The organism is Vibrio sp. SSH13-20, assembly GCF_040104475.1.
Taxonomy (GTDB): domain Bacteria; phylum Pseudomonadota; class Gammaproteobacteria; order Enterobacterales; family Vibrionaceae; genus Vibrio; species Vibrio harveyi.
Genome location: NZ_JBECOU010000005.1, coordinates 200,350 through 224,844, shown reverse-complemented (window position 1 = coordinate 224,844; position 24,495 = coordinate 200,350). Strand labels below are relative to the sequence as shown.

Annotated in this window: 22 protein-coding genes and 1 pseudogene; 11 read left to right on the top strand and 12 right to left on the bottom strand. The window is 42.9% G+C overall.

Annotated elements, in window-relative coordinates:
• Positions 1-108 precede the first annotated feature (108 nt).
• The 6 genes and pseudogenes from cytR to rraA all read left to right on the top strand — a co-directional run.
• Positions 109-1,119: pseudogene (cytR, locus tag ABMY42_RS16135) on the top strand (DNA-binding transcriptional regulator CytR); the annotation flags it as partial.
• Positions 1,120-1,283: 164 nt separating this feature from the next.
• Positions 1,284-1,829 (top strand): SPOR domain-containing protein, encoded by a 546-nt coding sequence (locus tag ABMY42_RS16130; protein WP_349266550.1) that lies wholly within the window; start codon positions 1,284-1,286, stop codon positions 1,827-1,829.
• 585 nt (positions 1,830-2,414) lie between these two features.
• Positions 2,415-2,966 (top strand): ATP-dependent protease subunit HslV, encoded by a 552-nt coding sequence (gene hslV / locus ABMY42_RS16125; RefSeq protein ID WP_009698878.1) that lies wholly within the window; start codon positions 2,415-2,417, stop codon positions 2,964-2,966.
• A gap of 29 nt (positions 2,967-2,995) precedes the next feature.
• Positions 2,996-4,327 carry an HslU--HslV peptidase ATPase subunit gene (hslU, locus tag ABMY42_RS16120; protein ID WP_009698879.1) on the top strand — a complete coding sequence of 444 codons (1,332 nt, stop codon included), beginning with the start codon at positions 2,996-2,998 and terminating at the stop codon, positions 4,325-4,327.
• A gap of 308 nt (positions 4,328-4,635) precedes the next feature.
• Positions 4,636-5,553, top strand: coding sequence for a 1,4-dihydroxy-2-naphthoate polyprenyltransferase (locus tag ABMY42_RS16115; protein ID WP_005450584.1), 918 nt, complete (start codon positions 4,636-4,638; stop codon positions 5,551-5,553).
• Between the two features lie 75 nt (positions 5,554-5,628).
• On the top strand, positions 5,629-6,156 hold the full coding sequence (rraA, locus tag ABMY42_RS16110; RefSeq protein WP_005450585.1) for a ribonuclease E activity regulator RraA: 528 nt from the start codon (positions 5,629-5,631) through the stop codon (positions 6,154-6,156).
• Positions 6,157-6,253: 97 nt separating this feature from the next.
• On the opposite strand, the gene zapB is transcribed toward rraA, so the two are convergent.
• Positions 6,254-6,496 carry a cell division protein ZapB gene (gene zapB / locus ABMY42_RS16105; RefSeq protein WP_005450586.1) on the bottom strand — a complete coding sequence of 81 codons (243 nt, stop codon included), beginning with the start codon at positions 6,494-6,496 and terminating at the stop codon, positions 6,254-6,256.
• 347 nt (positions 6,497-6,843) lie between these two features.
• On the opposite strand from zapB, the gene glpX reads away from it, so the two are divergent.
• From glpX to ABMY42_RS16090, 3 genes are all read left to right on the top strand, one after another.
• Positions 6,844-7,851, top strand: a complete 1,008-nt coding sequence (glpX, locus tag ABMY42_RS16100) for a class II fructose-bisphosphatase (RefSeq protein WP_005450587.1) — start codon at positions 6,844-6,846, stop codon at positions 7,849-7,851.
• Between the two features lie 1,801 nt (positions 7,852-9,652).
• Positions 9,653-10,267 (top strand): metalloregulator ArsR/SmtB family transcription factor, encoded by a 615-nt coding sequence (locus tag ABMY42_RS16095; protein WP_005446749.1) that lies wholly within the window; start codon positions 9,653-9,655, stop codon positions 10,265-10,267.
• A 137-nt stretch (positions 10,268-10,404) separates the two neighbouring features.
• Positions 10,405-10,749, top strand: a complete 345-nt coding sequence (locus ABMY42_RS16090) for a DUF3135 domain-containing protein (protein ID WP_009698881.1) — start codon at positions 10,405-10,407, stop codon at positions 10,747-10,749.
• Here ABMY42_RS16090 and ABMY42_RS16085 read toward each other — a convergent pair.
• From ABMY42_RS16085 to ABMY42_RS16075, 3 genes are all read right to left on the bottom strand, one after another.
• Entirely contained in the window at positions 10,746-11,033 is a 288-nt protein-coding gene (locus ABMY42_RS16085) for a GIY-YIG nuclease family protein (RefSeq protein ID WP_081097968.1), read from the bottom strand. The two genes, ABMY42_RS16090 and ABMY42_RS16085, sit on opposite strands and share 4 nt — an antisense overlap.
• A gap of 228 nt (positions 11,034-11,261) precedes the next feature.
• Positions 11,262-11,684: a DUF805 domain-containing protein gene (locus ABMY42_RS16080; RefSeq protein ID WP_045490736.1), complete on the bottom strand. Its 423-nt coding sequence runs from the start codon at positions 11,682-11,684 to the stop codon at positions 11,262-11,264.
• Between the two features lie 205 nt (positions 11,685-11,889).
• On the bottom strand, positions 11,890-12,237 hold the full coding sequence (locus ABMY42_RS16075; protein ID WP_020195823.1) for a 5-carboxymethyl-2-hydroxymuconate isomerase: 348 nt from the start codon (positions 12,235-12,237) through the stop codon (positions 11,890-11,892).
• 271 nt (positions 12,238-12,508) lie between these two features.
• Between ABMY42_RS16075 and tpiA the strand changes: the two genes are divergently transcribed.
• A complete protein-coding gene (gene tpiA, locus ABMY42_RS16070; protein WP_005428123.1) occupies positions 12,509-13,279 on the top strand; it encodes a triose-phosphate isomerase in 771 nt (256 codons plus the stop codon).
• A 766-nt stretch (positions 13,280-14,045) separates the two neighbouring features.
• The gene (locus ABMY42_RS16065; RefSeq protein ID WP_349266549.1) at positions 14,046-15,395 is read left to right on the top strand and encodes an MBL fold metallo-hydrolase; all 1,350 of its coding nucleotides are present in this window, start codon (positions 14,046-14,048) and stop codon (positions 15,393-15,395) included.
• A 153-nt stretch (positions 15,396-15,548) separates the two neighbouring features.
• Here the strand turns inward: ABMY42_RS16065 and galU are convergent, their stop codons facing one another.
• The 8 genes from galU to hisC form a co-directional block, all read right to left on the bottom strand.
• Positions 15,549-16,427 carry a UTP--glucose-1-phosphate uridylyltransferase GalU gene (gene galU / locus ABMY42_RS16060; RefSeq protein WP_005449262.1) on the bottom strand — a complete coding sequence of 293 codons (879 nt, stop codon included), beginning with the start codon at positions 16,425-16,427 and terminating at the stop codon, positions 15,549-15,551.
• 52 nt (positions 16,428-16,479) lie between these two features.
• Positions 16,480-17,484 carry an NAD-dependent epimerase gene (locus tag ABMY42_RS16055; protein WP_349266548.1) on the bottom strand — a complete coding sequence of 335 codons (1,005 nt, stop codon included), beginning with the start codon at positions 17,482-17,484 and terminating at the stop codon, positions 16,480-16,482.
• Positions 17,485-17,552: 68 nt separating this feature from the next.
• Positions 17,553-18,719, bottom strand: a complete 1,167-nt coding sequence (locus ABMY42_RS16050) for a nucleotide sugar dehydrogenase (RefSeq protein WP_258517145.1) — start codon at positions 18,717-18,719, stop codon at positions 17,553-17,555.
• Positions 18,720-18,900: 181 nt separating this feature from the next.
• Positions 18,901-20,847 carry a nucleoside-diphosphate sugar epimerase/dehydratase gene (locus ABMY42_RS16045; RefSeq protein ID WP_025558432.1) on the bottom strand — a complete coding sequence of 649 codons (1,947 nt, stop codon included), beginning with the start codon at positions 20,845-20,847 and terminating at the stop codon, positions 18,901-18,903.
• 156 nt (positions 20,848-21,003) lie between these two features.
• Complete coding sequence (locus ABMY42_RS16040; RefSeq protein ID WP_272591689.1) at positions 21,004-21,552, bottom strand: sugar transferase; 549 nt, start codon at positions 21,550-21,552, stop codon at positions 21,004-21,006.
• Between the two features lies 1 nt (position 21,553).
• Positions 21,554-22,510, bottom strand: a complete 957-nt coding sequence (locus ABMY42_RS16035) for an SDR family oxidoreductase (RefSeq protein ID WP_349266547.1) — start codon at positions 22,508-22,510, stop codon at positions 21,554-21,556.
• The gene (locus ABMY42_RS16030; RefSeq protein WP_053047764.1) at positions 22,503-23,423 is read right to left on the bottom strand and encodes a glycosyltransferase; all 921 of its coding nucleotides are present in this window, start codon (positions 23,421-23,423) and stop codon (positions 22,503-22,505) included. Before ABMY42_RS16030 ends, ABMY42_RS16035 begins: the two co-directional genes overlap by 8 nt.
• Complete coding sequence (gene hisC, locus ABMY42_RS16025; protein WP_069485158.1) at positions 23,398-24,489, bottom strand: histidinol-phosphate transaminase; 1,092 nt, start codon at positions 24,487-24,489, stop codon at positions 23,398-23,400. Before hisC ends, ABMY42_RS16030 begins: the two co-directional genes overlap by 26 nt.
• Between the last annotated feature and the right edge of the window lie 6 nt (positions 24,490-24,495).

The following is a 24,495-nucleotide window of genomic DNA, read 5'->3' as shown; positions in this document are numbered from 1 at the left end:
AAATGAATAGACTATTCAAATTAGTAAAGTCTAAAGTGGATCAGTCACATAGGCTTCAATTAGAACAATGACTCACGTCATCTTGGCGAATATTTTAAGAGGGTAAAAACTATGGCGACAATGAAGGATGTTGCCCAGCTTGCAGGGGTATCTACTGCTACGGTATCGCGAGCATTAATGAATCCAGAAAAAGTCTCTTCATCAACAAGAAAGAGAGTGGAAGATGCCGTACTTGAAGCTGGTTATTCACCGAATTCATTAGCTCGTAATTTACGTAGAAATGAATCAAAGACCATTGTCACTATCGTACCGGACATATGCGATCCGTATTTCTCTGAAATCATTCGCGGTATCGAAGATGCAGCAATGGAACACGGTTACCTAGTTCTTCTTGGCGATAGCGGTCAGCAGAAAAAGCGAGAAAGCTCATTCGTAAACTTAGTATTCACCAAGCAAGCTGATGGCATGTTACTACTGGGCACCGACTTACCATTCGATGTCAGCAAGCCAGAGCAGAAAAACCTACCACCAATGGTCATGGCGTGCGAATTCGCTCCTGAGCTGGAACTACCAACGGTGCATATCGATAACTTGACCTCTGCATTTGAAGCCGTGAACTACCTGACGCAACTTGGTCACAAGCGTATTGCTCAGATCTCTGGTCCAGATACTGCGGTGCTGTGCCAGTTCCGCCAACAAGGTTACCAACAAGCACTTCGCCGTGCTGGTATTAGTAAAGAAGAGCAATACAGCATTGTGGCTGACTTCTCTTTCGAAGGTGGCGTTCAAGCCGTACGCAAACTTCTCGAACTGCCTGAACCACCAACCGCTCTATTCTGTCACTGTGACACCATGGCGATTGGTGCTATTCAAGAGGCGAAACGTCTTGGCCTCCGTATTCCGCAGGATTTGTCGGTTGTCGGCTTTGATGATATTCAATTCGCGCAATACTGCGATCCACCGTTAACCACCATCTCTCAACCACGTTATGAGATTGGTCGCCAAGCAATGTTAATGATGCTAGAGCTACTGAAAGGTCACGATGTGCACTCAGGCTCTCGCTTGCTTGAAACTAAATTAGTTGTGCGTGGCAGTGCAGCACCACCACCTTTGCGCTAATCAGTAAGCGAATCCACAACATAAATAGAAACGAAAGCGACGCATCTAGCGTCGTTTTTTACGCCTATCCTGTACGTAGCTAACAAGATTACGTGAATAGGGTGTTTTCTCGTCGCGTTCTGGATTAACATATTTGCCAGAATCCTTGATGACCAGAAGTAACCGTGGCAAATAGAGATTATGTAAGACGCGGACGCGGCGCTCCGAAGAAGTCGACAAAAAAACAACCTTCCAGAAAGAAACCTTGGCGTAGTGGTCTACTAGCAATCCTGCTTGTGGGCGGTTTTGGCTACGGCTTATATCTACTCAGCAATGATCCTGAACCGAAACAACCCGTTGCGAAACAGGAACCAGTGGCGACCAGCAAACCAAAGCCGAAGAAAGAGTTACCGCCCCCACCAGAAGAAAAGTGGGAATACGTGGAATCTCTACCGAAGCGTGAAGTGGAAGTCGTTGCCAAAGAAGTTGAAGTATCAAAAGTCCCTTATGTGATGCAATGTGGCGCTTACAAAAAACAGAGCCAAGCTGAAGAACGTAAGCTAGCGATTGCTTTCCAAGGTATTACGAGCCGTGTCATTAAGAAAGACGGAAGCTCTTGGTACCGTGTTGTTCTTGGTCCATACAAGTTCAAACGAGACGCAGAGAAAGATCGCCACAAGTTGCAACGCGCGAAGATCGAGCCGTGTGCAATTTGGAAAGAGAATCTTTAATTCTTATTCGATATACCCAAGTGACTTCAAGATGCAGGATTCAGAGCGTTGTCATTGATTCGAGATCAAGGAAAACAACGCAGCGGAATAGCCTGCTCTTTCCAAGTTGTTTGACACAGAGATCGAATTAATGACACGCTCCCGAAGGGCGAGTTGTCTTGGCTCGTATACTTTGTTGTCGATTATTGATTTAGAGTAACTAGATCTTCAAATCGCCGCCGCGTCTACGAACCAAGTCATTCTCGCTGAAGCAAGCATCTCGAGGTTACTTGGGTATACATTAATGCAGAGACCAACCGAGTGAACGGTTGGTCTTTTCTTTTATTGGAGAGTGCTGCTCATTCTCACGCTAGGGAATGACTCAAGATCATTCATCACCACGAATCCAGTTCAGTTTCACTATATAGGGTATATACCCAACTCGTTCGTATAAACCAGCACCCTCGCCAAACACCCTGCTCTCTTCCTTGTTCAAAATGACAAAACGTAATGTCTGCAATCGAAAAACACCTTCCCCTTGAATCCCCGAATCCCTTACCCCATATACTTAATTAAATCCAAAGAGAAATAATTAAGAGGTCGACTGTGACTACCATTGTATCTGTACGTCGAAACAATAAAGTCGTCATCGCGGGTGATGGCCAAGTGTCGCTAGGCAATACCGTAATGAAAGGCAACGCACGTAAAGTTCGCCGCCTATACAACAACCAAGTTCTTGCTGGTTTTGCTGGCGGTACTGCGGATGCCTTTACCCTATTCGAGCGCTTTGAAAGCAAGCTGCAAATGCACCAAGGTCACCTTACTAAGGCTGCCGTTGAGTTAGCAAAAGATTGGCGTAGCGACCGTGCACTTCGCAAACTAGAAGCACTACTGGCCGTTGCGGATGAAACAGCTTCACTGATCATCACTGGTAACGGTGATGTCGTTCAGCCAGAAAACGATCTTATCGCCATTGGCTCTGGCGGCGCATACGCGCAAGCAGCAGCAACCGCATTATTAGAAAACACAGATCTAGACGCGCGAGAAATCGCAGAAAAAGCACTGAACATTGCTGGCGACATCTGTGTATTCACCAACCATCATCACACTGTAGAAGAGCTAGAATCTACAGCAGAGCTTCCTAAGCCAACGGCTTAAGCGTAATCGTAACGAAGTAAGGAAAGAATATGTCTGAAATGACTCCTCGCGAAATCGTTCATGAACTGAACCGCCACATTATTGGTCAAGACAAAGCAAAACGTTCGGTTGCGATTGCACTACGTAACCGCTGGCGTCGTATGCAGCTTGAAGAAAGCTTGCGTGTCGAAGTAACGCCAAAGAATATCCTTATGATTGGTCCAACTGGCGTTGGTAAGACAGAGATCGCTCGTCGTCTTGCTAAGCTGGCAAACGCACCTTTCATCAAAGTCGAAGCAACAAAGTTCACCGAAGTGGGCTATGTAGGTAAAGAAGTGGAAACCATCATCCGCGATCTGACCGATGTTGCTGTGAAGATGACTCACCAACAAGCGATGGAAAAAGTAAAATTCCGCGCTGAAGAGCAAGCCGAAGAGCGTATTCTTGATGCCCTGCTACCACCAGCACGTGATGCTTGGGGTCAAACAGAGCAGAAAGAAGATACATCGAACACGCGCCAAGTCTTCCGCAAGAAACTGCGCGAAGGTCAGCTAGACGACAAAGAAATCGAAATCGATGTAGCTGCACCGCAAATGGGTGTCGAGATCATGGCGCCTCCTGGTATGGAAGAAATGACCAACCAGCTACAAGGTATGTTCCAAAACCTTGCTGGCGACACCAAGAAAAAACGCAAGCTGAAAATCAAAGACGCGATGAAAGCATTGGCGGAAGAAGAAGCAGCGAAACTGGTGAACCAAGAAGAGCTGAAAGAGTCTGCCATCTTCAACGTAGAGAACAACGGCATCGTATTCATCGATGAGATCGATAAGATTTGTAAGCGCGGTGAAAGCTCTGGCCCTGACGTTTCTCGCGAAGGTGTTCAGCGTGACCTATTACCTCTTATTGAAGGTAGCACGGTATCAACGAAGCACGGTATGGTGAAAACAGACCACATCCTATTCGTCGCTTCTGGCGCATTCCAAGTAGCGAAACCTTCTGACCTGATCCCAGAATTGCAAGGTCGTCTACCAATTCGCGTTGAGCTTGAAGCACTGACCAGCAACGATTTCAAACGTATCCTAACTGAGCCAAAAGCGTCTCTGACAGAACAGTACGTTGCGCTGATGAAAACAGAAAACGTGGATGTAGAATTCACGGAAGATGGCATCACGCAAATCGCAGAAGCGGCATGGACAGTAAACGAAACCACTGAAAACATCGGTGCACGTCGTCTGCATACTGTGATGGAGCGTTTGATGGATGAGATTTCTTACGACGCAGCAGAGCAATCAGGTGCGAAGTTCGTGATTAACGCGGCTTACGTGAAAGATCGTCTAGGCGATACGATTGAAGATGAAGATCTAAGCCGATTTATTCTTTAATCGCAATCTATCATGCCAAAGCCCAGAACCTTGTTTCTGGGCTTTTTCGTTTAGAATGATGGTAGCTTTAACAAGCTCTAGACCAAAAGAGTTCATCATCCTAGCGAACTCAGGCGTGGCTATGGATCTAATCATCGCGTGCATCGCCTTCTTCTCTTCATGAAAGAGTGCTGTTTTATTGCCTCAAATATGGAAACTGTGTTCCTTCTCTATAAGTCTTTGAGTCTTAATTGAGTTGTTTCAAGTCAATAGCGCATCGAGCGCTTTGTGCTTATACTGGGCACATTGGTTACTAGCACGAAATATCCATGAAACAATCATTGCAGATCTGGCTTGAAGCCGCTCGCCCAAAAACTTTACCTCTCGCACTGGTGTCTATTTTAACTGGTAGCGTACTTGCATACTCTGCTGGTCACTTCTCGCTGACCATCGCAGTGATGGCATTTGTCACAGCAACACTGCTGCAGATTCTATCTAACCTTGCGAACGATTATGGCGACGCAGTGAAAGGCACAGATAACGACAATCGCTTAGGTCCTCAGCGGGCGATGCAGTCTGGCGCAGTCACAGCGGATCAAATGAAAAAAGCGATCATCTTCAACATCATTCTGACTGCCATTGCCGGTCTGACATTGGTGTTTTACGCGCTGAGCTCGTTTGAAAGCATCATTACCTTTATTGGCTTAGGCATTCTTGCCATCCTTGCGGCGATTGCGTACACCATGGGCAGTAAACCTTACGGCTATGTTGGTCTAGGTGACTTGTCAGTATTCCTTTTCTTTGGCTTACTTGGTGTATCTGGCACTTACTTCCTGCACACGGGTCATGTTGATGCGACGTTATTCTTACCAGCGCTAGGCTGTGGTTTATTGGCGGTAGCAGTACTGAACATCAATAATATGCGTGATATCGAAAATGACAGCGAATGTGGCAAACGCACCATGGCAGTTCGACTAGGGCAACGTAAAGCTAAGCAGTATCACTTTATTTTGCTTGGTGGTGCGCTACTGGCTTTTGCCGCTTACCTGCTCATTCAAGACAAGCCAGTATGGATCAGCTTACCCTTCTTGCTCAGCATCTACGTAGTAGCCCACCACGGGAAAGCCGTTTGGGATACTGAGAAACCAGCACAAATTGCACCTATGATGCCAGTTGTCGTGAAGTGCTCACTGGTGACTAACGTTTTATTTGCAACAATTGTGGTAGCTCAAACTCTGATGAGTTAAAAAAGGATTGTCATTGCATTGACTTAATGCCTAGATATACTCAAAGACAACAGTTTCTGTTTAGAAAGGTACGCTATGGAATACAATACCTCAGCACTCTGTGATATCTATCTTGATCAGGTAGATGTAGTTGAACCGATGTTCAGTAACTTTGGCGGTCGAGCGTCGTTTGCCGGGCAAGTGACGACGATTAAGTGTTTTGAAGACAACGCACTGATCCGTGAAACGTTAGAACAAGATGGTATCGGGCGAGTATTGCTGATTGATGGTGGCGGTTCCTTACGCAGAGCCTTAATCGATGCAGAAATCGCAACACTAGCAGAAGAAAACGAATGGGAAGGGATTGTGGTTTACGGTTGTGTTCGCGAAGTGGACGAACTGGAAGACATGAACCTTGGCATTCAGGCTCTCGCTTCAATTCCTGTTGGGGCCGCAAATCAAGGCATTGGTGAAATCGACGTACCAGTGAACTTTGGTGGTGTTAGCTTCCTACCTGAAGATTACATCTATGCCGATAGCACAGGCATCATTCTTTCACCTGAGCCACTCAATGTAGACTTAGAGCTCGATGAAGAAGACGAAGATGAAGCAGAGTTAAATTAATCTTTTATTAGCAACTAGCCACATCGCTAAAAAAATATCGCCAAATACGCAAACACCCGCCGAAGCGGGTGTTTTTGATTCTGGATACTTAAGTGGGTTATTCCACTTCGTCCATCTTGCCAAGTAGTGCACGAATGCGCTCTTGCCATTGTGCGTGCTCTTGTTGAGCTTGCTGAGATTTTTGCTCTAGCTCTTCACGTTGAGAACGAAGCTCGTTAGCTTCTGTTTCAAGTTTTACTTTATCTTCTTTCAGCTCTTCGACTTCCATCTGAAGAAGAGTGATTGTGTCAACTGCAGTTTGAATTTTCGCTTCTAGTTGTTCTAGTACTTCAAAAGACATCTTGGCCTACCTATTGTTATTCCGTTGGGACGATGCGCGAGCGTTCGCTTGCACCTTACCGATAAGGTTCATTCTACTCAGCGTAGCGACGAGAAACACTCACTATATTCGATATTTCGCATCATTCGGTTAAAAAATCAGCGCAATCTCACTAAACGCTGACTTTTCTTATCCTAGAGGCATTTTTGAACAATGCAATTTGCTCTCACGACGCCAAAAACTCACCCAAGTATTGATCAAATTCAACTTAGTTAAAGTAAAAGCTCAGCAAAAAGGCAAACGTTTAACTTACGATGTGATAGAATCGCCGCGCAAATTCTTCTTCCCTCTTGTTACTTGGAGACATCATGAAACGCGATTTAGCAATGGCATTTTCCCGTGTTACTGAAGGTGCCGCTCTGGCTGGCTATAAATGGCTTGGTCGTGGCGACAAAAACGCAGCGGACGGTGCTGCTGTTGAAGTTATGCGCACCTTGCTGAACAAAACAGACATCAGTGGTGAAATCGTTATTGGTGAAGGCGAAATCGATGATGCGCCAATGCTATACATTGGTGAGCAAGTGGGCATCGGTGGCGATGAAGTAGATATCGCCGTTGACCCGATTGAAGGCACACGCATGACAGCAATGGGTCAATCTAACGCATTAGCAGTGCTAGCAGCCGGTGAGAAAGGCAGCTTCCTTAAAGCGCCGGACATGTACATGGAAAAATTGGTTGTTGGTCCTGGTGCAAAAGGCGTTATCGACTTAGGTAAACCTCTAAAAGAAAACCTAGAAAACGTTGCTAAAGCACTGAACAAAACTCTTGATACACTTGTTGTGATTACGCTTGCTAAGCCACGTCACGATGAAGTGATCGCAGAGATGCAAGCAATGGGCGTTCGTGTGTTCGCAGTGCCAGACGGTGATGTAGCCGCTTCAATCCTAACTTGTATGCCAGATAGCGAAGTAGACGTGATGTACTGCATCGGCGGCGCTCCAGAAGGCGTAGTATCGGCAGCAGTGATTCGCGCACTAGACGGTGACATGCATGGTCGTCTTCTTCCTCGTCACGAAGTAAAAGGCGATACTGAAGAAAACCGCATCTACGGCGCTGCTGAACTTCAACGCTGTGAAGAGATGGGCGTTCAAGCGAACGTGGTTCTAAAGATGGAAGACATGGCACGCAGCGACAACGTAGTATTCTCTGCAACAGGTATTACCAAAGGTGATCTACTGGAAGGCATCTCTCGTCAAGGTAACATCGCAACAACAGAAACCCTATTGATTCGCGGTCGCTGTCGTACTATTCGCCGCATCAAGTCTACGCACTACCTAGAGCGTAAAGACCCTGAAGTGCGCGATATCATTCTTTAAGCAGTATTCGAGGCTCCCACTCACTCTGAGTTGGAGCCTTTCTTTTCTGGTAAGTCATTTAAACTTCGTTTTTAATCGCGAGACTGAGAATCTAATTCCAGCAAGCTCTTAAGCTTTATTCCTCCTCCAGACCACAGAATCAAAGGATAATAGATTCTGAATCACACTCGTTCCTCGTTGTTCAGAATGACGACTACTTTAACAAGCTATAAACCAAAAGAGTTCGTCATCCTAGCGAGCTCAAGCAAGACTAAGGATCTAATAACAGCGCCCCCAAGCTCTTCCTCATTCACCTTAAATCACAGCACAAACGGACAATAGATTCTGCGTCATGCCCGTTCCTCGTTGTTCAGAATGACGATTACTTTAACAAGCTACAAACCAAAAGAGTTCGTCATCCTAGCGAGCTCAAGCGAGACTAAGGATCTAGTAACAGCGCCCCCAAACTCTTCCTCATTCACCTTAAATCACAGCACAAGCGGACAATAAATTCTGAATCACACTCGTTCCTTGTTGTTCAGAATGACGACTACTTTTTTAACAAGCCATAAACCAAAAGAGTTCGTCATCCTAGCGAACTCAAGCGAGACTAAGGATCGAGTAACAGCGCCTCCAAACTCTTCTTCATTCACCTTAAATCGCAGCACAAACGGACAATAGATTCTGAATCACGCTCGTTCCTCGGTGTTCAGAATGACGATTACTTAAACAAGCTATAAACCAAAAGAGTTCGTCATCCTAGCGAGCTCAAGCGAGACTAAGGATCGAGTAACAGCGCCCCCAAACTCTTCCTCATTCACCTTAAATCACAGCACAAACGGACAATAGATTCTGAATCACACTCGTTCCTCGTTGTTCAGAATGACGATTACTTTAACAAGCCATAAACCAAAAGAGTTCGTCATCCTTGCGAGCTCAAGCGAGACTAAGGATCTAGTAGCAGCGCCCCCAAACTCTTCTTCATTCACCTTAAATCGCAGCACAAATGGATAATAGATTCTGAATCACACTCGTTCCTCGATGTTCAGAATGACGATTACTTAAACAAGCTATAAACCAAAAGAGTTCGTCATCCTAGCGAGCTCAGCGAGACTAAGGATCGAGTAACAGCGCCCCAAACTCTTCTTCATTCACCTTAAACCACAGCACAAACGGATGATAGATTCTGAATCACACTCGTTCCTTGCTGTTTAGAATGACGATTACTTTAACAAGCTATAAACCGAAAGAGTTCGTCATCCTAGCGAGCTCAAGCGAGACTAAGGATCTAGTAACAGCGCCCCCAAACTCTTCTTCATTCACCTCAAATCACAGCACAAACGGACAATAGATTCTGCATCATGCCCGTTCCTCGGTGTTCAGAATGACGATTACTTTAGCAAGCTATAAACCAAAAGAGTTCGTCATCCTAGCGAGCTCAAGCGAGATTAAGGATCGAGTAACAGCGCCCCCAAACTCTTCTTCATTCACCTTAAATCACAGCACAAACGGACAATAGATTCTGCATCATGCCCGTTCCTCGATGTTCAGAATGACGATTACTTAAACAAGCTATAAACCAAAAGAGTTCGTCATCCTAGCGAGCTCAAGCGAGACTAAGGATCTAGTAGCAGCGCCCCCAAACTCTTCTTCATTCACCTTAATTCACAGCACAAACGGATAATAGATTCTGAATCACACTTGTTTCTTGTTGTTTAGAATGACGACATATACCCAACAAATCTACACACAAATTAAGTCAACACTTTTCTTTACTAACCCTATCGAGCATAATATGTACTGATGTATAGATGGTGGGTATATGAAGACCGTAGATAGGATTTTGCAAATCGTTAAGCGTGATGGCTCTGTCACTGCGAAACAACTCTCTTCTGAACTGGGTATGACAACCATGGGTGCGCGTCAGCATCTACAAGGTTTAGAAGATGACGGCATCCTGTCGATCCATGATGTGAAAGTCAAAGTTGGGCGCCCAACCCGTCATTGGTCCCTTACGCAAAAAGGTCATGAGCAATTTGCTGATCGCCACGGCGAACTGACCATTCAGTTTATTGAAGCGGTAGAGCACATCTTCGGTAAAGACGGATTGGAGAAAGTCACGTCTGAGCGCGAGAAACTCACCCTACAAAACTACCAGCAACACCTAGAGCAGTGCGACTCTCTGGAAAGCAAGTTACAGACACTTGTTACTCTGCGTGAGCAAGAAGGCTACATGGCAGAACTAGAAAAAGATGAACATGGGTTTATTCTCATCGAAAATCACTGCCCTATTTGCAAAGCAGCCACTCGCTGCCCAAGTTTGTGCCAATCTGAACTCAATGTCTTCCAATCACTTTTAGGTAGCGAAACCAAAATCGAACGAGATGAGCACATCATCAGTGGTCAACGTCGCTGCGTGTACCGAATCCAGCAATAAATCTTCGACCAAACCAACCGTTATTATGAACATACTCTCTTATAAATGAGACTATGACGCAATTCATCCGCTCTCATCCTCTATGTGGATTAAGCTTTTAGTAACTAGGAGCAACATCCAATGGATTTGGAGCGGCTATGCCGAACAGCTACACACCTCAAGTTTTGCCCTCATTCGATGAAATGGTAAAAATGGCAGAACGCGACCCCGAAGCCTTTGAACAATTTCGTCACGATATGGCGAAAGAAATGATTGAAGGTGCTTCAGAGCAGATGCAACCACGATTGTGGGCACAGCAAAGTCACATAGATAGAGTCATTCATAACTGCAAAAACCCCAACCACACAAATGTCGTATTGATGAACGAGCTGCAGAAACAGGTCGTGAAATTCAGAGAGGCATTACAAGGGGAAACCGCCCCAACTAAAAAAGCCGATGTGGTTGAGTTGAAAACGTTTAAAGATAGGGATGATTTTTACTAAAACTCGTTGGATAAATCGAGAAAGTCAGGATTCGTTTTTCTCACTAAATCTAACTTCCACTCTCGCTTCCATTGCTTAAGCTGCTTTTCTCGGTTTATGGCAGTTGCCATATCTTCAAACAACTCAAAGTAAACGAGCTTGTGAACGTGATATTTCTTGGTAAAACCCTCAACGACTCCGTTTTTATGCTGCCATATTCTTTGGGCTAGTTGGCTGGTAACACCAATGTAGAGAACTGAGTTATTTTTTGAAGTTAGGATGTAAACGCAAGGTACCTTGTCGATGGTTCATTCTCCTTAATGATCTGTGGCTACTTTTCCATTGTAATTCACTAGCTCGGTCGTTTACTGCAAACTCGGAGCACTCGGTGAGTAGATTCTGAATCACGCTCGTCCCTCGCTGTTCAGAATGACAGTTAATTTAACTTGCTATTAAATAAAAGGAATCCGTCATTCTAGCGAGCACTAGCGAGACTAAGAATCTACCTCCAATGAGTTCGATACCTAAAGACCTTACTCCGGCTCAGGACCATATTTGTTCTGACCGGCAGAACCTTTCAAGAAACCACACTCGACAAGAATCCATAGACCACATAGCAGAGAGACCGAAGCAATCAGCATTTGCGGTGTAGATGGATCCTGCGCGGCTGGGTTAGTCATTGGCGTGGCAACTCGGCCAATGATCAATGGAATATTCAATGCTAGCCAGTAAATCGACTTATTACGGTCATGCCAACGCTTAGTGGTTATCGCCAAATCTGGGATCAGAAGAATCAATAAGAAAATAGGCAGAAGAATATAAGAAAATGCTGGGAACAACTTACTGATGCCCGCACCAAAACCTAAGATTAGGATGTAGTAGATGATGTTCCACATCCAGTAAGTTTTACGACCTATACGCCCTTGGAAAGAAAACAATAACTCTTTAATCGACATCGACTTTTACCCTAATTTTGAAAGGCTATAGATTAGCCGAGTCAGCATGGTTTGAAAAGTTCATCCCCCAGAGGAAAATATCACCAGATTTCAAACTGTAGGTATGCACATTTAGAGCCTTCAGTTTGTAGACTCTAAATGTCTAAATGTCTAAATGTCTAAATGTCTAAATGAGGCAGTTTGGACTTTAACCCGAGCAATAGAGCTAGTTCACCACCTTCTGGAAGCAATCAATATCCATATCGCGCACATTCACCGTTAAGCTACGAACATGACTCGCTTGTTCCTGTAAAACAACCATCAGTGCTCTTGATAACTCGCGTTTTTGTTCTGCATTTCTACCTGCCAACAAATCAAAGTTGATGTGAATAAAATCAACACTATCGCCCTCTTCTCCCACCAACCAATTGTGGCAACGAAGCGCACGTGATTTGACGGACGCAAGCTCGAACAAACCACTCTCCAAGGTGACTTTGTGTAGATCTTCTAGTAATCCCTGAACATTCACACGCTCATCGACTGAGTTGGAATATTCTAAAACTAAGTTTGGCATTTTGATTCCTTTCTTATTACGGCGAACTTTTAACCCACAGTAATACCAATCTAAGGCGCATTTTCCGAGGAATGGACTATCATTCTGTCTACGCGATCACCAATCGATTGCTTTTGACAAAAATAACAGAACTAATGCAGCACCGACCAGATGAAGAAAGCCGAATAAGACATGACGCCAATCATGATCTGTTCACATTATTCTGTTATATTCCTACGTAGATTTTTTACATTAATAGACTATTTACATTAAAGATAAGGGAGATATTCCTATGCGTCGTCCTGTAGTGATGGGTAACTGGAAACTAAACGGTAGCAAAGCAATGGTAACTGAGCTGCTAACTGGTATTAACGCTGAACTTGAAGGCGTTGAAGGTGTTGACGTAGCAGTAGCTCCACCAGCTCTTTACATCGATCTAGCTGAGCGCGTAATCGCTGAAGGCGGTAACAAAGTTATCCTAGGTGCACAAAACACTGACCTAAACAACAGCGGTGCTTTCACTGGCGACATGTCTCCAGAAATGCTGAAAGACTTCGGTGCTTCTCACATCATCATTGGTCACTCAGAGCGTCGTGAATACCACAACGAATCTGACGAGTTCATCGCTAAGAAATTCAACTTCCTAAAAGAAAACGGTCTAACGCCTGTTTTCTGTATCGGTGAATCTGAAGCTCAAAACGAAGCTGGCGAAACTGAAGCAGTATGTGCACGTCAAATCAACGCAGTTATCGACACTTACGGTGTTGAAGCTCTAAACGGCGCAATCATCGCTTACGAACCAATCTGGGCTATCGGTACTGGTAAAGCAGCAACAGCTGAAGATGCACAACGCATCCACGCTTCTATCCGCGCACTAATCGCAGCGAAAGACGAAGCAGTTGCAGCACAAGTAATCATCCAATACGGCGGTTCTGTTAAGCCAGAAAACGCAGAAGCTTACTTCTCACAACCAGACATCGACGGTGCTCTAGTTGGTGGCGCTTCTCTAGACGCTAAGAGCTTCGTAGCTATCGCTAAAGCAGCGGCAGCAGCTAAAGCTTAATTTCGCTTTTTATTAAGCAGAAATAACAAAGGGATGCATCACGCATCCCTTTTTGTTTGCCTACGATCTAATGAGTTTTGTCATTCCGAGGAGTCTAAGCGACATCAGGAATCTGCCTATTACTAGTGCCAAACTTTACCCCGTCAAACGGCAGACATGTCCACAAGAATCCCGTCATTTCGAGGAGCCTAAGCGACATCAGGAATCTACTAACCGCACACACCCAAATCAAACCAACAAAACAACAGACATAACCTATGAGAATCCCGTCATTCCGAGGAGCCTAAGCAACATCAGGAATCTACTCTCCGCACGCACCCAAATCAAATCAGCAAAACAACAGACATAACCTATAAAAATCCCGTCATTCCGAGGAGCTCAACGACATTAGGAATCTACTAACCGCACGCACCCAAATCAAACCAACAAAACAACAGACATAACCTATGAGAATCCCGTCATTCCGAGGAGCCTAAGCGACATCAGGAATCTACTAACCGCACGCACCCATATCAAACCAACAAAACAACAGACATAACCTATAAGAATCCCGTCATTCCGAGGAGCCTAAGCGACATCAGGAATCAACTAACCGCATGTGTCAAACCCAAAGTTAAGTAACGAAAAACGCCTTACATCAAAACAAAGAGCCTAATCGCACTTCCGATTATTCCCACTCAATTCCATCCAACCAACGAACTCTATTCACTTACCCTGCCCACTGGATTTATAGTTACTGATACTTGTTCAAGGAGGAGCAATCGACATGACAACACCAATATCAGACATCGCCAGTGTGATTCACCATGGTGGGAAACATACCGTCACTGGCTCTTGTCATGAATTGAAACTGCCACACGGCAGCATCTTGATCGATTGCGGACTCTTTCAAGGCAAAGACATCCATTTTGGTAATCGCAAGGCATCACTGGATATTGAATTTCCGGTTAAACACATCAAAGCATTAGTCCTGACTCATGCTCATATCGACCATATTGGACGCCTACCTTGGTTACTGGCTGCTGGATTTAAAGGTCCCATCTACTGCACCAAAGCAACAGCCGAACTCGTACCGCTCATGCTAGAAGATGGATTAAAGCTGCAACTGGGTTTGAACTTCCATCAGCGTCAACAAGTCCTCAATGTCATTAAAAAACAGCTGAGACCTCATGACTACCAACAATGGCTGCCACTTGGTAACCAATGTTACCTGCGCTTTCAACCAGCAGGGCACATTCTTGGTTCCGCTTACGTGGAATTCAAACTCCCCAATCATGAAATCATCGTGTTTTCCGGCGATCTAGGTCCGTCCAATACCCCGCTCTTACCCGATCCAAAGCCGCCAAAGCGTGCCGACCATCTGTTCATCGAGTCCACATACGGCAACAAAGAGCATGAAGACATTGCAACTCGAACTGAGCGCTTGAACGCCATTATCGATCACGCACTGCAAGACGGTGGTGTTATTCTGATCCCAGCTTTCAGCGTAGGACGTACACAGGAACTGTTATTCGATATTGAGCAACTGATTCACCAACGCGACTTGTCGTCTTCTTTGCCAATTATCTTAGACTCTCCGCTCGCGAAAAGAGTCACGAAGACCTACCGGCGTTTCAAAAAACTGTGGGGAAAAGAAGCAAAGCAAAAGCTCAACAACCATCGTCATCCCCTCGCTTTTGAACAATGCATTACCGTGGAAAACCATCGAGAACATCAAGCATTAGTAAATCGACTAGCCTCCACCGATGAGCCTGCAATTGTCGTCGCGGCATCCGGTATGTGCGAAGGAGGAAGAATCGTCAATTACTTAAAAGCACTCTTGCCAGACAAAAGAAATGATGTGTTGTTTGCAGGCTATCAAGCGCAAGGGACATTAGGGCGAGAAATCCAATCAGGCAGCCACACGGTGGATATCGATAACCAACTAATCGAAGCCAATGCACAGATCCATACCATCTCTGGATATTCTGCACATGCAGACCAAAGCGATTTATTGAAGTTTGTTACTGGTATTCCAGCACAACCAAAAGCCGTGCATTTGATACATGGAGAAAAAGAAGCGAAAAAAGAGTTAGGAGAGAAATTGGAAGCAGAGGGAATTGAGGTGGTTTATTAAACTAATATCAGCCGACATTAGAACGATACAACCTAGTTCTTACTTATTGTTAATGAGTTAAAACAGCATAAGAATTTGAATATCAACGTGCTTTAACTAAGCTTTGTACGTCAGAAAGCCATGTTAAAGCACATTGGTAACGAGCCTGAACAACTATGCTGGTTCAGCAACCTTTACGGTTGGTGTTTTAGCAAGCTCAGCACTAGACGCTTTTTTGTATAGGTTCTCGTAGCAGTAGTTTGTCGCCTCGATGTAACCTTCTACACTGCCGCAGTCAAAACGCTGACCTTTAAATTTGTAAGCAATAACACAACCAGATTGCGCTTGTTGCATCAATGCGTCAGTGATTTGGATTTCTCCACCTTTGCCTGGTTCTGTATTTTCGATAAGCTCAAAAATATCTGGCGTTAAGATATAGCGACCAATAATTGCTAAATTACTTGGTGCTGTGCCTGGTTCTGGCTTTTCTACCATGTTATCAATTCGGAAGATGTCATCTTTAATCATCTCACCGGCAATTACACCGTATTTATGAGTTTCAGTTTCTGGAACTTCTTGAACCGCAACAATAGAGCAACGGAACTGCTTATACAGCTCAACCATTTGCGCTAATACGCCCTGCTCTTCATTCACACAAAGGTCGTCTGCTAGTACAACAGCAAATGGCTCATCACCCACCAACTCACGACCAGTCAAGATAGCATGACCAAGACCTTTCATCTCACGTTGACGGATATATGTGTAACTCGCTGAATCAATCAAAGAACGGATATCGTCCAATAGTGCTTCTTTGCTTGTTCCTGAAATTTGATGTTCTAACTCATAGTTTTTATCAAAGTGGTCCATCAAAGAGTGTTTGCCACGACCAGTGACAATGCACATGCCATCCATGCCAGCTTCAATCGCTTCTTCAACACCATATTCAATCAATGGCTTGTTAACTACCGGCATCATTTCTTTCGGCATGGATTTTGTTGCAGGTAGAAAACGAGTACCGTAACCCGCTGCAGGGAAAAGACATTTTTTAATCATTGTGATTTATACCTAGCTAGACACAAAAACGAGGCTTTCGCCTCGTTTTGTATTACTTGTTATAGAATTCTTTATACCAAGAAACAAACTCTGCAACACCTTCTTTAACTGTTACTCTTGGTTTGTAACCAGTAGCGGTAAATAAATCTTCTGTATCAGCATAAGTTTGATAAACATCCCCAGGTTGCATTTCGCGGAAGTTTTTCTTCGCTTCAATACCAAGCTCATCTTCAATCGCTTTAACGAAGTCCATCAAGTTGATAGGAGACCCATGACCAATGTTATAAACCGAATATGGAGCAGAACTGCTTGCTGGAGTTCCAGATTCTACAGTCCAGATTTCATTTCGAGTTGGTAAGACGTCTGCAATACGGACTACACCTTCAACAATATCATCTACATGGGTAAAGTCTCTCCACATATCACCGTTGTTGTTGATATCAATGGTATCGCCATCAAGAATTTTCTTAGTGAAAATAAATGGAGCCATATCCGGACGCCCCCAAGAACCGTACACAGTGAAAAAGCGCAAACCTGTTGTTGGGATGTCATACAGATGAGAATAACTATGAGCCATTAGCTCGTTAGACTTTTTCGTTGCTGCATAAAGTGATACTGGATGGTCAACACTATCTGAAGTGGCAAAAGGAACTTTTGCATTAAGGCCATACACAGAGCTCGAAGATGCATAGACTAGATGGCTGACTTTGTTTTGACGGCATCCCTCAAGAATATTGAGATGCCCAACTAAGTTTGAGTCCGCATAAGCATGTGGGTTTTCTAGTGAATAACGCACTCCAGCTTGGGCAGCCAGGTGGATAACGCGATCAAACTTCTCAGTCGCAAACAATTGCTCCATCGCTCCACGATCTGCAATATCCACACTTACAAATTTGAACAGTGGATTTTCAATACGAGCGAGTCGAGCATGTTTTAGATTCACATCGTAGTAATCATTTAGATTATCGATACCCACAACTTCATGCCCTGCAGCATTAAGCTTCTCTGCTGTTGCACTACCAATAAAACCAGCAGCACCAGTTACTAAGTATTTCATAATTAACCAATTCCTAAAGAAACAAAAGCCAGTCAAATAAGACTGGCTTAACTTAATCAAGTGTGAGGTTAGTCACTACCAAATAGATCGCGTGTATAAACTTTTTCAGCTACGTCCGCCAACTCTTCAACCATACGGTTAGAGACAATCACGTCCGAACATTTTTTGAATTCATTCAGATCTTTTACAACACGTGAATGGAAAAACTCAGCATCTTGAAGCACAGGTTCATAAACGACTACTTCTATACCCTTTGCTTTAATACGCTTCATAATGCCTTGGATTGAAGACGCACGGAAGTTGTCTGAGCCAGCTTTCATGATCAAACGATATACACCTACTACTTTTGGCTGACGTTTAATGATTGAATCTGCAATAAAGTCTTTTCGCGTTCGGTTAGCATCAACAATAGCACCAATAATATTGTTCGGAACTTCTTGGTAGTTTGCTAAAAGCTGTTTGGTATCTTTTGGTAAACAGTAGCCGCCATAACCGAAAGATGGGTTGTTGTAATGATTACCGATACGAGGATCTAAACCGACACCTTCAATGATCTGACGAGCATCTAAACCGTGAGCTTCTGCGTAAGAATCCAGCTCATTAAAGTACGCAACACGCATTGCAAGGTAGGTGTTTGAAAACAGTTTTACTGCTTCAGCTTCTGTAGAGTCAGTAAAAAGAACTTGAATATCTTCTTTTACTGCCCCTTCCACCAGCAAGTTCGCAAATACTTCTGCACGTTCACTGCGTTCACCAACAATAATACGTGAAGGGTGAAGGTTATCATAAAGCGCTTTGCCCTCTCGCAAGAACTCAGGTGAGAAGATGACATTCTCACACCCCAGTTCTTCCTTAATTCGAGCAGTATAGCCAACAGGTACAGTTGACTTAATCACCATTACGGCTTCAGGGTTAATTGACATAACATCTTTAATCACCGCTTCAACAGAAGATGTATTAAAGTAATTAGTTTGTGGATCGTAATCTGTAGGAGTTGCAATAACAACGTATTCTGCGTTTTGGTAAGCTCTCTGCTTATCCGTTGTTGCCAAAAAGTTTAGCTCTTTGTGCGCCAAAAAGTGTTCAATTTCAGTATCAACAATCGGCGACTTACGTCGGTTCAGTAAATCAACCTTCTCAGAAATGATATCTAAAGCGACCACCTCGTGATTTTGAGCTAACAACATGGCATTAGACAGCCCAACATAGCCGGTCCCAGCAACTGCAATTTTCATGGATTAATCCTTCATTTATTTTTGGCTGAGGATACCAAAAATCAAAAAAATGAGCTAGCGAGGATCGCTAGCTCAAAACATCTGTGTCATAAAAGGGCAAGAGCAAACCAGAAAGTTCAATCTTTGAGAAACTCATTCGTACCAAAACGAAACCAGACTATTTAGAGAATACAGTTGTCATTCAATTACTCACAAGCTGTATGGAGTCCAAATAGTCACTCTCAGATTGACTATAATTCCATACTAAATCACCAATACCATCCGTTGGATTAAAGCCTGTAGGGGCATTTAGTAACAATGTACGAATATTTTCGTGATCCATATTATGACAGGCAAAATCAAGCTCATTCAACAACAACTCGTATTCTCCCAAAGGCAAGTGAACCTCATGAGCTGTCATGATTCGCTCATGCGCTGTCTGCTTAACATTGTCACCAATTAGTAACTCTTCATATAATTTTTCACCTGGACGAAGTCCTGAAAATTGAATCTCAATATCACCATGAGGGTTAGCTTCAGATTTAACTTCAAGACCGGATAGTTGAATGAGATTGCTTGCTAAATCCGTAATTTTGACTGACTCACCCATATCTAAAACAAATACATCCCCACCTTTTCCCATCGCACCTGCCTGAATTACTAGCTGTGCAGCTTCAGGAATTGTCATGAAGAAACGAGTAATCTCTGGGTGAGTTACGGTAACAGGTCCACCTGATGCAATTTGCTTTTTAAACACAGGAATAACGGAGCCAGAGGAGCCAAGAACATTGCCAAATCGTACCATGCAGAATCGAGTACCATTTGGTTTTGTATTTTCCTGCTCAGCAAGAGCTTGCAAACCAAGTTCTGCCATTCGTTTAGTTGTCCCCATAACGTTAGTAGGGCGGACGGCTTTATCGGTAGAAATTAGTACAAATGATTCAACGCCGGCTTTAATCGCCGCGCACGCAGTGTAATAAGTGCCATAAATATTATTACGCACTCCCTCTATTACATTAAACTCGACTAATGGGACGTGTTTATATGCTGCTGCGTGATATACCGTTTGAACTTTAAAAGCAGACATTGTCGTTTCTAGACGATGTTGACGCTGAACAGAGCCCAACAAAGGAATAATGTCGCAAGTTAGCCCTTTTTCAATTTTAAGTTGATTTAGTTCGCGATCAATCTGATACAGACCAAATTCAGACAACTCAAATAAAATAATAGACTTAGGTGATTGCTCCACAATTTGACGACACAATTCAGAGCCAATAGAACCACCAGCACCTGTTACCATAACCACTTTGCCTTTGATATTCGCTTCTAGCAACACTTGTTGAGGCGCTACTGGATCTCGCCCAAGTAAATCCTCAATCGCAACGTCCTTAAGCTCATCTATTTTGGCTTTCCCAGAGACAATATCTGTCATATCAGGAACAGTAAGCACTTCAACAGGTAACTTAGCCAGCTCATCAAGAATAACCTTACGACGCGAACGCTTAGCACTCGGCACTGCGAGTAAGACTTGAGAAACGTCATATTTGTTTATGAGGGGCATCGCGTCTTCAATAGCAATAACAGGCAACCCTAGGATCATCGTATTACAAAGAGTTGAGTCACCATCAACAAACGCTCTTACGCGATAGTCTCCACTACTTCTTAATGCCATAGCCAGTTGTCGACCGCCTGAGCCCGCACCATAAATAAGAACCTCTTTACTCTGCGTTGAATAGCTTTGGGCAATCAAAGATCGGACAATAACGCGAGGTCCACCACAAAAAAGGGCAAGAAATGCACCATAGATAATAGGAACGGTTCTAGGAAACGGGTCGCTCATGTAGAAACTAAAGGCAGCTACGAGCGTAGCAGAAATGACCGCACCAGCAGTCACTACAAACAAAGCTTGAAAGGTTAGGTAACGAAGAACCGCTCTGTAGAGCCCTAAGCGGGCAAAGACAGCAATCGTGACTATTGTCACCGCAATTTGAATACCCCAAACTGCAGGATAAGTGAAGTAATTAGAATCTCCTGAACGGACTAAGATTGCCAAATGAAAAGCTATAAAGATCAATATAATATCAATCAGAACACTGATAATTCTCTTGTTGGTCCGAGAAAGCTGCCATATAAATTGTAGACGTTGCATAATAATTCTTGTGTATGGTTTGATTGGAGATAGCTTGCTTTAGTTTAACATGAAAACAGAACCCTCACTGGAATCAATACAGACAAGCTATTGCAAGAGCTCTTAGTAACAGGACTGAGCGCGATTGGGGCTCGATCAAAGTTCTTTCCAGCTAAACTATTTTACAGCATCGCCGGAACCACTGCCTGTAACGGTCATAATGATGTACTTAAAGTAACCCTTTATTGTCAACGTATCGATCATTTCCTTATCGGTTTTTGCCAACAAAGCTGGAGTAGACATATCAATATTCTGAACTTGCGCCAATCCGGTAATTCCTGGCAGCACATCATAAACACCAAGCGCTTCACGCTCAATAATAAGCTCATGTTGGTTAAACAAATTTGGTCGCGGACCAACAAGGCTCATATCCCCTTTCAAAACATTTATTAGTTGTGGTAATTCATCGATCTTTGTTTTACGCAAAAATGCGCCGAGCTTAGTAATTGAAGCAGTATCAGCGAGATGACTCGCTACAGATTTAGTTTCAATAGTCATCGTTCTGAATTTAACCAACTTGAAAGGTTTTTTCTTTCGCCCTACACGCTTTTGAACGAATATAGGAGAGCCAGTATCAAATATACCGAAAATAGTAACCGTGAGTAGCACTGGCCATAAAAGTAACAGACCAAAAAAAGCTGCTAACAAATCGATTATACGAGTCATATTATTTACCCATTTTCTGAGGTTGCAGGAAAGTATCTACTGTCTTTTTTATTCCGTCTTTCAGCGTCTGAGGAGGAGACCAGTTTAAAGTATCTTTAGTGTAAGAAATATCGACATTTAATGAACCAGTCAATCGATAAATTACATCTGACTTATTTAATATTTTCCCCATTACCTCAAAGCACCAAATTGGAACCGGAAGTTGCCACCTAGGTTTCCCCATGGCATGAGAAATTTCCCGTACCAAACCAGATGTGGAAACATCGTGATCATCAGAAGCAAGAAAAATCTGATTTTTTGCGCGAGGATGACTGATACAAGTATGGATAAGGTCAACGAGGTTATCAACTGAAATCAAGCTACGTGAATTAGTGTTCACACATCCAAAAGGCAACGGCACCCCCTTCGATATTAAGCTCATTAAAGAGGCGAAATTCGCTTTTACACCCGGACCATAAACTAAAGTTGGTCTTATGATTACCACTTCTAAACCAGTATTCTTTGCTAGCTCCAACAATTCGATCTCAGCCTCAGCCTTGGATAGACCATATGCGTCACATGGAGCAATGTTACTTAAATTACAAAAAGGCTTGCCGGTTCTGGTAGTCTCTCCAAGAACTTTGATACTGCTTATGAAAATAAATCTTTTCACACCGGCGGAAATAGCTTGCTTAGCTAAATTGATAGTTCCGGCAACATTGGTATCTCTGTATAGATTAATTGCAGCACTTTTCTCTTCATTCATAACATGAACTCTGGCAGCGCAATGGATAACAACCTCACAATCTGAAAGAGCATCATAATAAACTTGATTCGGAGAAATTTCACACTGAAAGTAGTTTGCGTAACCATAAGTGTTATTACCGCGAGATAGTGTATTAGTATCCTTTGCCGGTAAGCGCGTACAAAGGTGCCTTCCTACAAGACCATTGGCACCAGTAACCAAGATTTTAGGCATTTTCTTTCTCTTTCCTCGGGTCTAGGTAATGATATATATTTCTGAGAGCTCTATTTAGAAATTGTGGAGTCAAGGAACTTATTAATGGGTAAAAAACATAAATTCGAGGAAGCAGTCCATACCCCATGGCTTGACAACCTTTATAACCAATCATTGATTGCTTAAAATTATATTGTAAGCCGTTTTTCTTCTTAGCGGACTGGACTAATCTATATTTAATCAATGTATCTTTTAAATTAGATATCTCCATTCCACTTTGCGCACACCGAAACCATAATTCATAATCTTGTCTGCGCCTCAAGTCTTCTTTGTAACCGCCAATTGACAATATCTTACTTTTTTTATACATAACAGTGGGGTGTATAAGAGGGCAACTCCATATGATATTACGAATATTATTATTATCGATAGGTACATGCTTTGAACCAATAATATTACCACAAGCATCAATAATATCGCACTGACCTCCTAAAATATCCACATTAGAGTTCTGATTAAAATACTCGACTTGGACCTCAAACCTATTTTCCAATACGATATCATCCGCATCAATTCTAGCAACGAGCTCATAACTACAAGCCGACAACCCCTGATTCAAAACAAAAGCCAAACCTTTATTTACTGGGTTTCTTAGTATTTTACATCTTCCATCCAAAATACTTGAATATCTGTTAACAATATTTTCAATTTCTATGGATACGGGACCATCAAGGACAATAACCAACTCATCAGGTTTTTTTGAAGACAATAGACATACACTGTTCAAGCACTCATTCAACCATTCTGGTTTATCACCGCCATAAACAGGTACTAAGCAACTAAAACTTTCAAAATGCACAATAACACCTAACTGAGAGAGCAAAGGTCCCCCTTTGCTCTCAATAAAACTAAAAAGAAGTATAAACGTCTTCAAAAATACTCATAAAATGAGACATTTGCTCTCTTGTTCCAACAGTAATTCTCACCAAGCCTTCAGAGCGTCCAACTTTAGAGTAAGAGCGAATAAAGATATTTCTCTGCTCTAATTGTTCGATGCAACGGTCAGCTTTATTTTCCAGATCTACAAAAACAAAATTCCCCCCAGCGGAACTTAAGACCTTCACTCCTAGATTTCTTAAGTTTTCAATGAATATATCTTTCGCACAATTTATTTCGTTTACATATTGCCACATATATTCTACATCATCTAATGCAGCCATAGCCGCTACTTGAGCAAAAGAACTGACACTTTTAGGGTTTCTTATCTTGCTGATACCTGCAATATTTTGCTTACTTGAGATTGCATAACCAAAGCGAATTGATGCTAATCCAAAGGCCTTTGAAAATGTCCGACATATTAATATGTTTTCATATTCATTGACAAAATGAGATGCACTATTAGTGTTAAATTCATAGTAAGCCTCATCTACAATAAACAGCACATCATTAAATCTTTTAATTAATGTTTTTATTTCTTCTGGAGAGTATATATTTCCTGTAGGGTTGTTCGGGTTACATAAATAAACAGCCTTAGGGCGAACTTGATTTAAATAATCACTAAAATCTTCAATATCAAATTTATAATCATATTTTTTATCTAGATAATAGTAGTCGACACGAGCACCTACACTTTCCGCAACTGCTCGGAAATTATCGTAAGTAGGTGCGATCATCACCACAGTATCCTCATAATCGACAAATGCACGAAGAATATATTCATGTAATCCATCTGAACTTGAGAAGTACTCGAGGTTATCAGGTTCAACATCCACGTACTCTGCAAGTTTTTTCTTAAGTTTTAAATTCGCAGTTTCTGGATACCAATTCAATCTCCCGTTTTGAATAAAGTCAATCAATGCCTCATTAACTTTAGGAGATGGCGGAATTGTAGCTTCATTCCAATCAAGCTTAAGAACGGATTTATCTCCAATATTCTCCCAAGCCTTATGAGATGTAACCTTATAAGGATTTAAATCATTAACAACTTTATTTAAAAACATGTAAGC

Bases quoted from the DNA above. Each gene is read 5' to 3' on its own strand.
- hslU (WP_009698879.1), top strand. From the start codon at position 2,996: ATGTCTGAAATGACTCCTCGCGAAATCGTTCATGAACTGAACCGCCAC.
- ABMY42_RS16115 (WP_005450584.1), top strand. From the start codon at position 4,636: ATGAAACAATCATTGCAGATCTGGCTTGAAGCCGCTCGCCCAAAAACT.
- rraA (WP_005450585.1), top strand. From the start codon at position 5,629: ATGGAATACAATACCTCAGCACTCTGTGATATCTATCTTGATCAGGTA.
- zapB (WP_005450586.1), bottom strand. From the start codon at position 6,496: ATGTCTTTTGAAGTACTAGAACAACTAGAAGCGAAAATTCAAACTGCA.
- glpX (WP_005450587.1), top strand. From the start codon at position 6,844: ATGAAACGCGATTTAGCAATGGCATTTTCCCGTGTTACTGAAGGTGCC.
- ABMY42_RS16095 (WP_005446749.1), top strand. From the start codon at position 9,653: ATGAAGACCGTAGATAGGATTTTGCAAATCGTTAAGCGTGATGGCTCT.
- ABMY42_RS16090 (WP_009698881.1), top strand. From the start codon at position 10,405: ATGCCGAACAGCTACACACCTCAAGTTTTGCCCTCATTCGATGAAATG.
- ABMY42_RS16080 (WP_045490736.1), bottom strand. From the start codon at position 11,684: ATGTCGATTAAAGAGTTATTGTTTTCTTTCCAAGGGCGTATAGGTCGT.
- ABMY42_RS16075 (WP_020195823.1), bottom strand. From the start codon at position 12,237: ATGCCAAACTTAGTTTTAGAATATTCCAACTCAGTCGATGAGCGTGTG.
- tpiA (WP_005428123.1), top strand. From the start codon at position 12,509: ATGCGTCGTCCTGTAGTGATGGGTAACTGGAAACTAAACGGTAGCAAA.
- ABMY42_RS16065 (WP_349266549.1), top strand. From the start codon at position 14,046: ATGACAACACCAATATCAGACATCGCCAGTGTGATTCACCATGGTGGG.
- galU (WP_005449262.1), bottom strand. From the start codon at position 16,427: ATGATTAAAAAATGTCTTTTCCCTGCAGCGGGTTACGGTACTCGTTTT.
- ABMY42_RS16055 (WP_349266548.1), bottom strand. From the start codon at position 17,484: ATGAAATACTTAGTAACTGGTGCTGCTGGTTTTATTGGTAGTGCAACA.
- ABMY42_RS16050 (WP_258517145.1), bottom strand. From the start codon at position 18,719: ATGAAAATTGCAGTTGCTGGGACCGGCTATGTTGGGCTGTCTAATGCC.
- ABMY42_RS16045 (WP_025558432.1), bottom strand. From the start codon at position 20,847: ATGCAACGTCTACAATTTATATGGCAGCTTTCTCGGACCAACAAGAGA.
- ABMY42_RS16040 (WP_272591689.1), bottom strand. From the start codon at position 21,552: ATGACTCGTATAATCGATTTGTTAGCAGCTTTTTTTGGTCTGTTACTT.
- ABMY42_RS16035 (WP_349266547.1), bottom strand. From the start codon at position 22,510: ATGCCTAAAATCTTGGTTACTGGTGCCAATGGTCTTGTAGGAAGGCAC.
- hisC (WP_069485158.1), bottom strand. From the start codon at position 24,489: ATGTTTTTAAATAAAGTTGTTAATGATTTAAATCCTTATAAGGTTACA.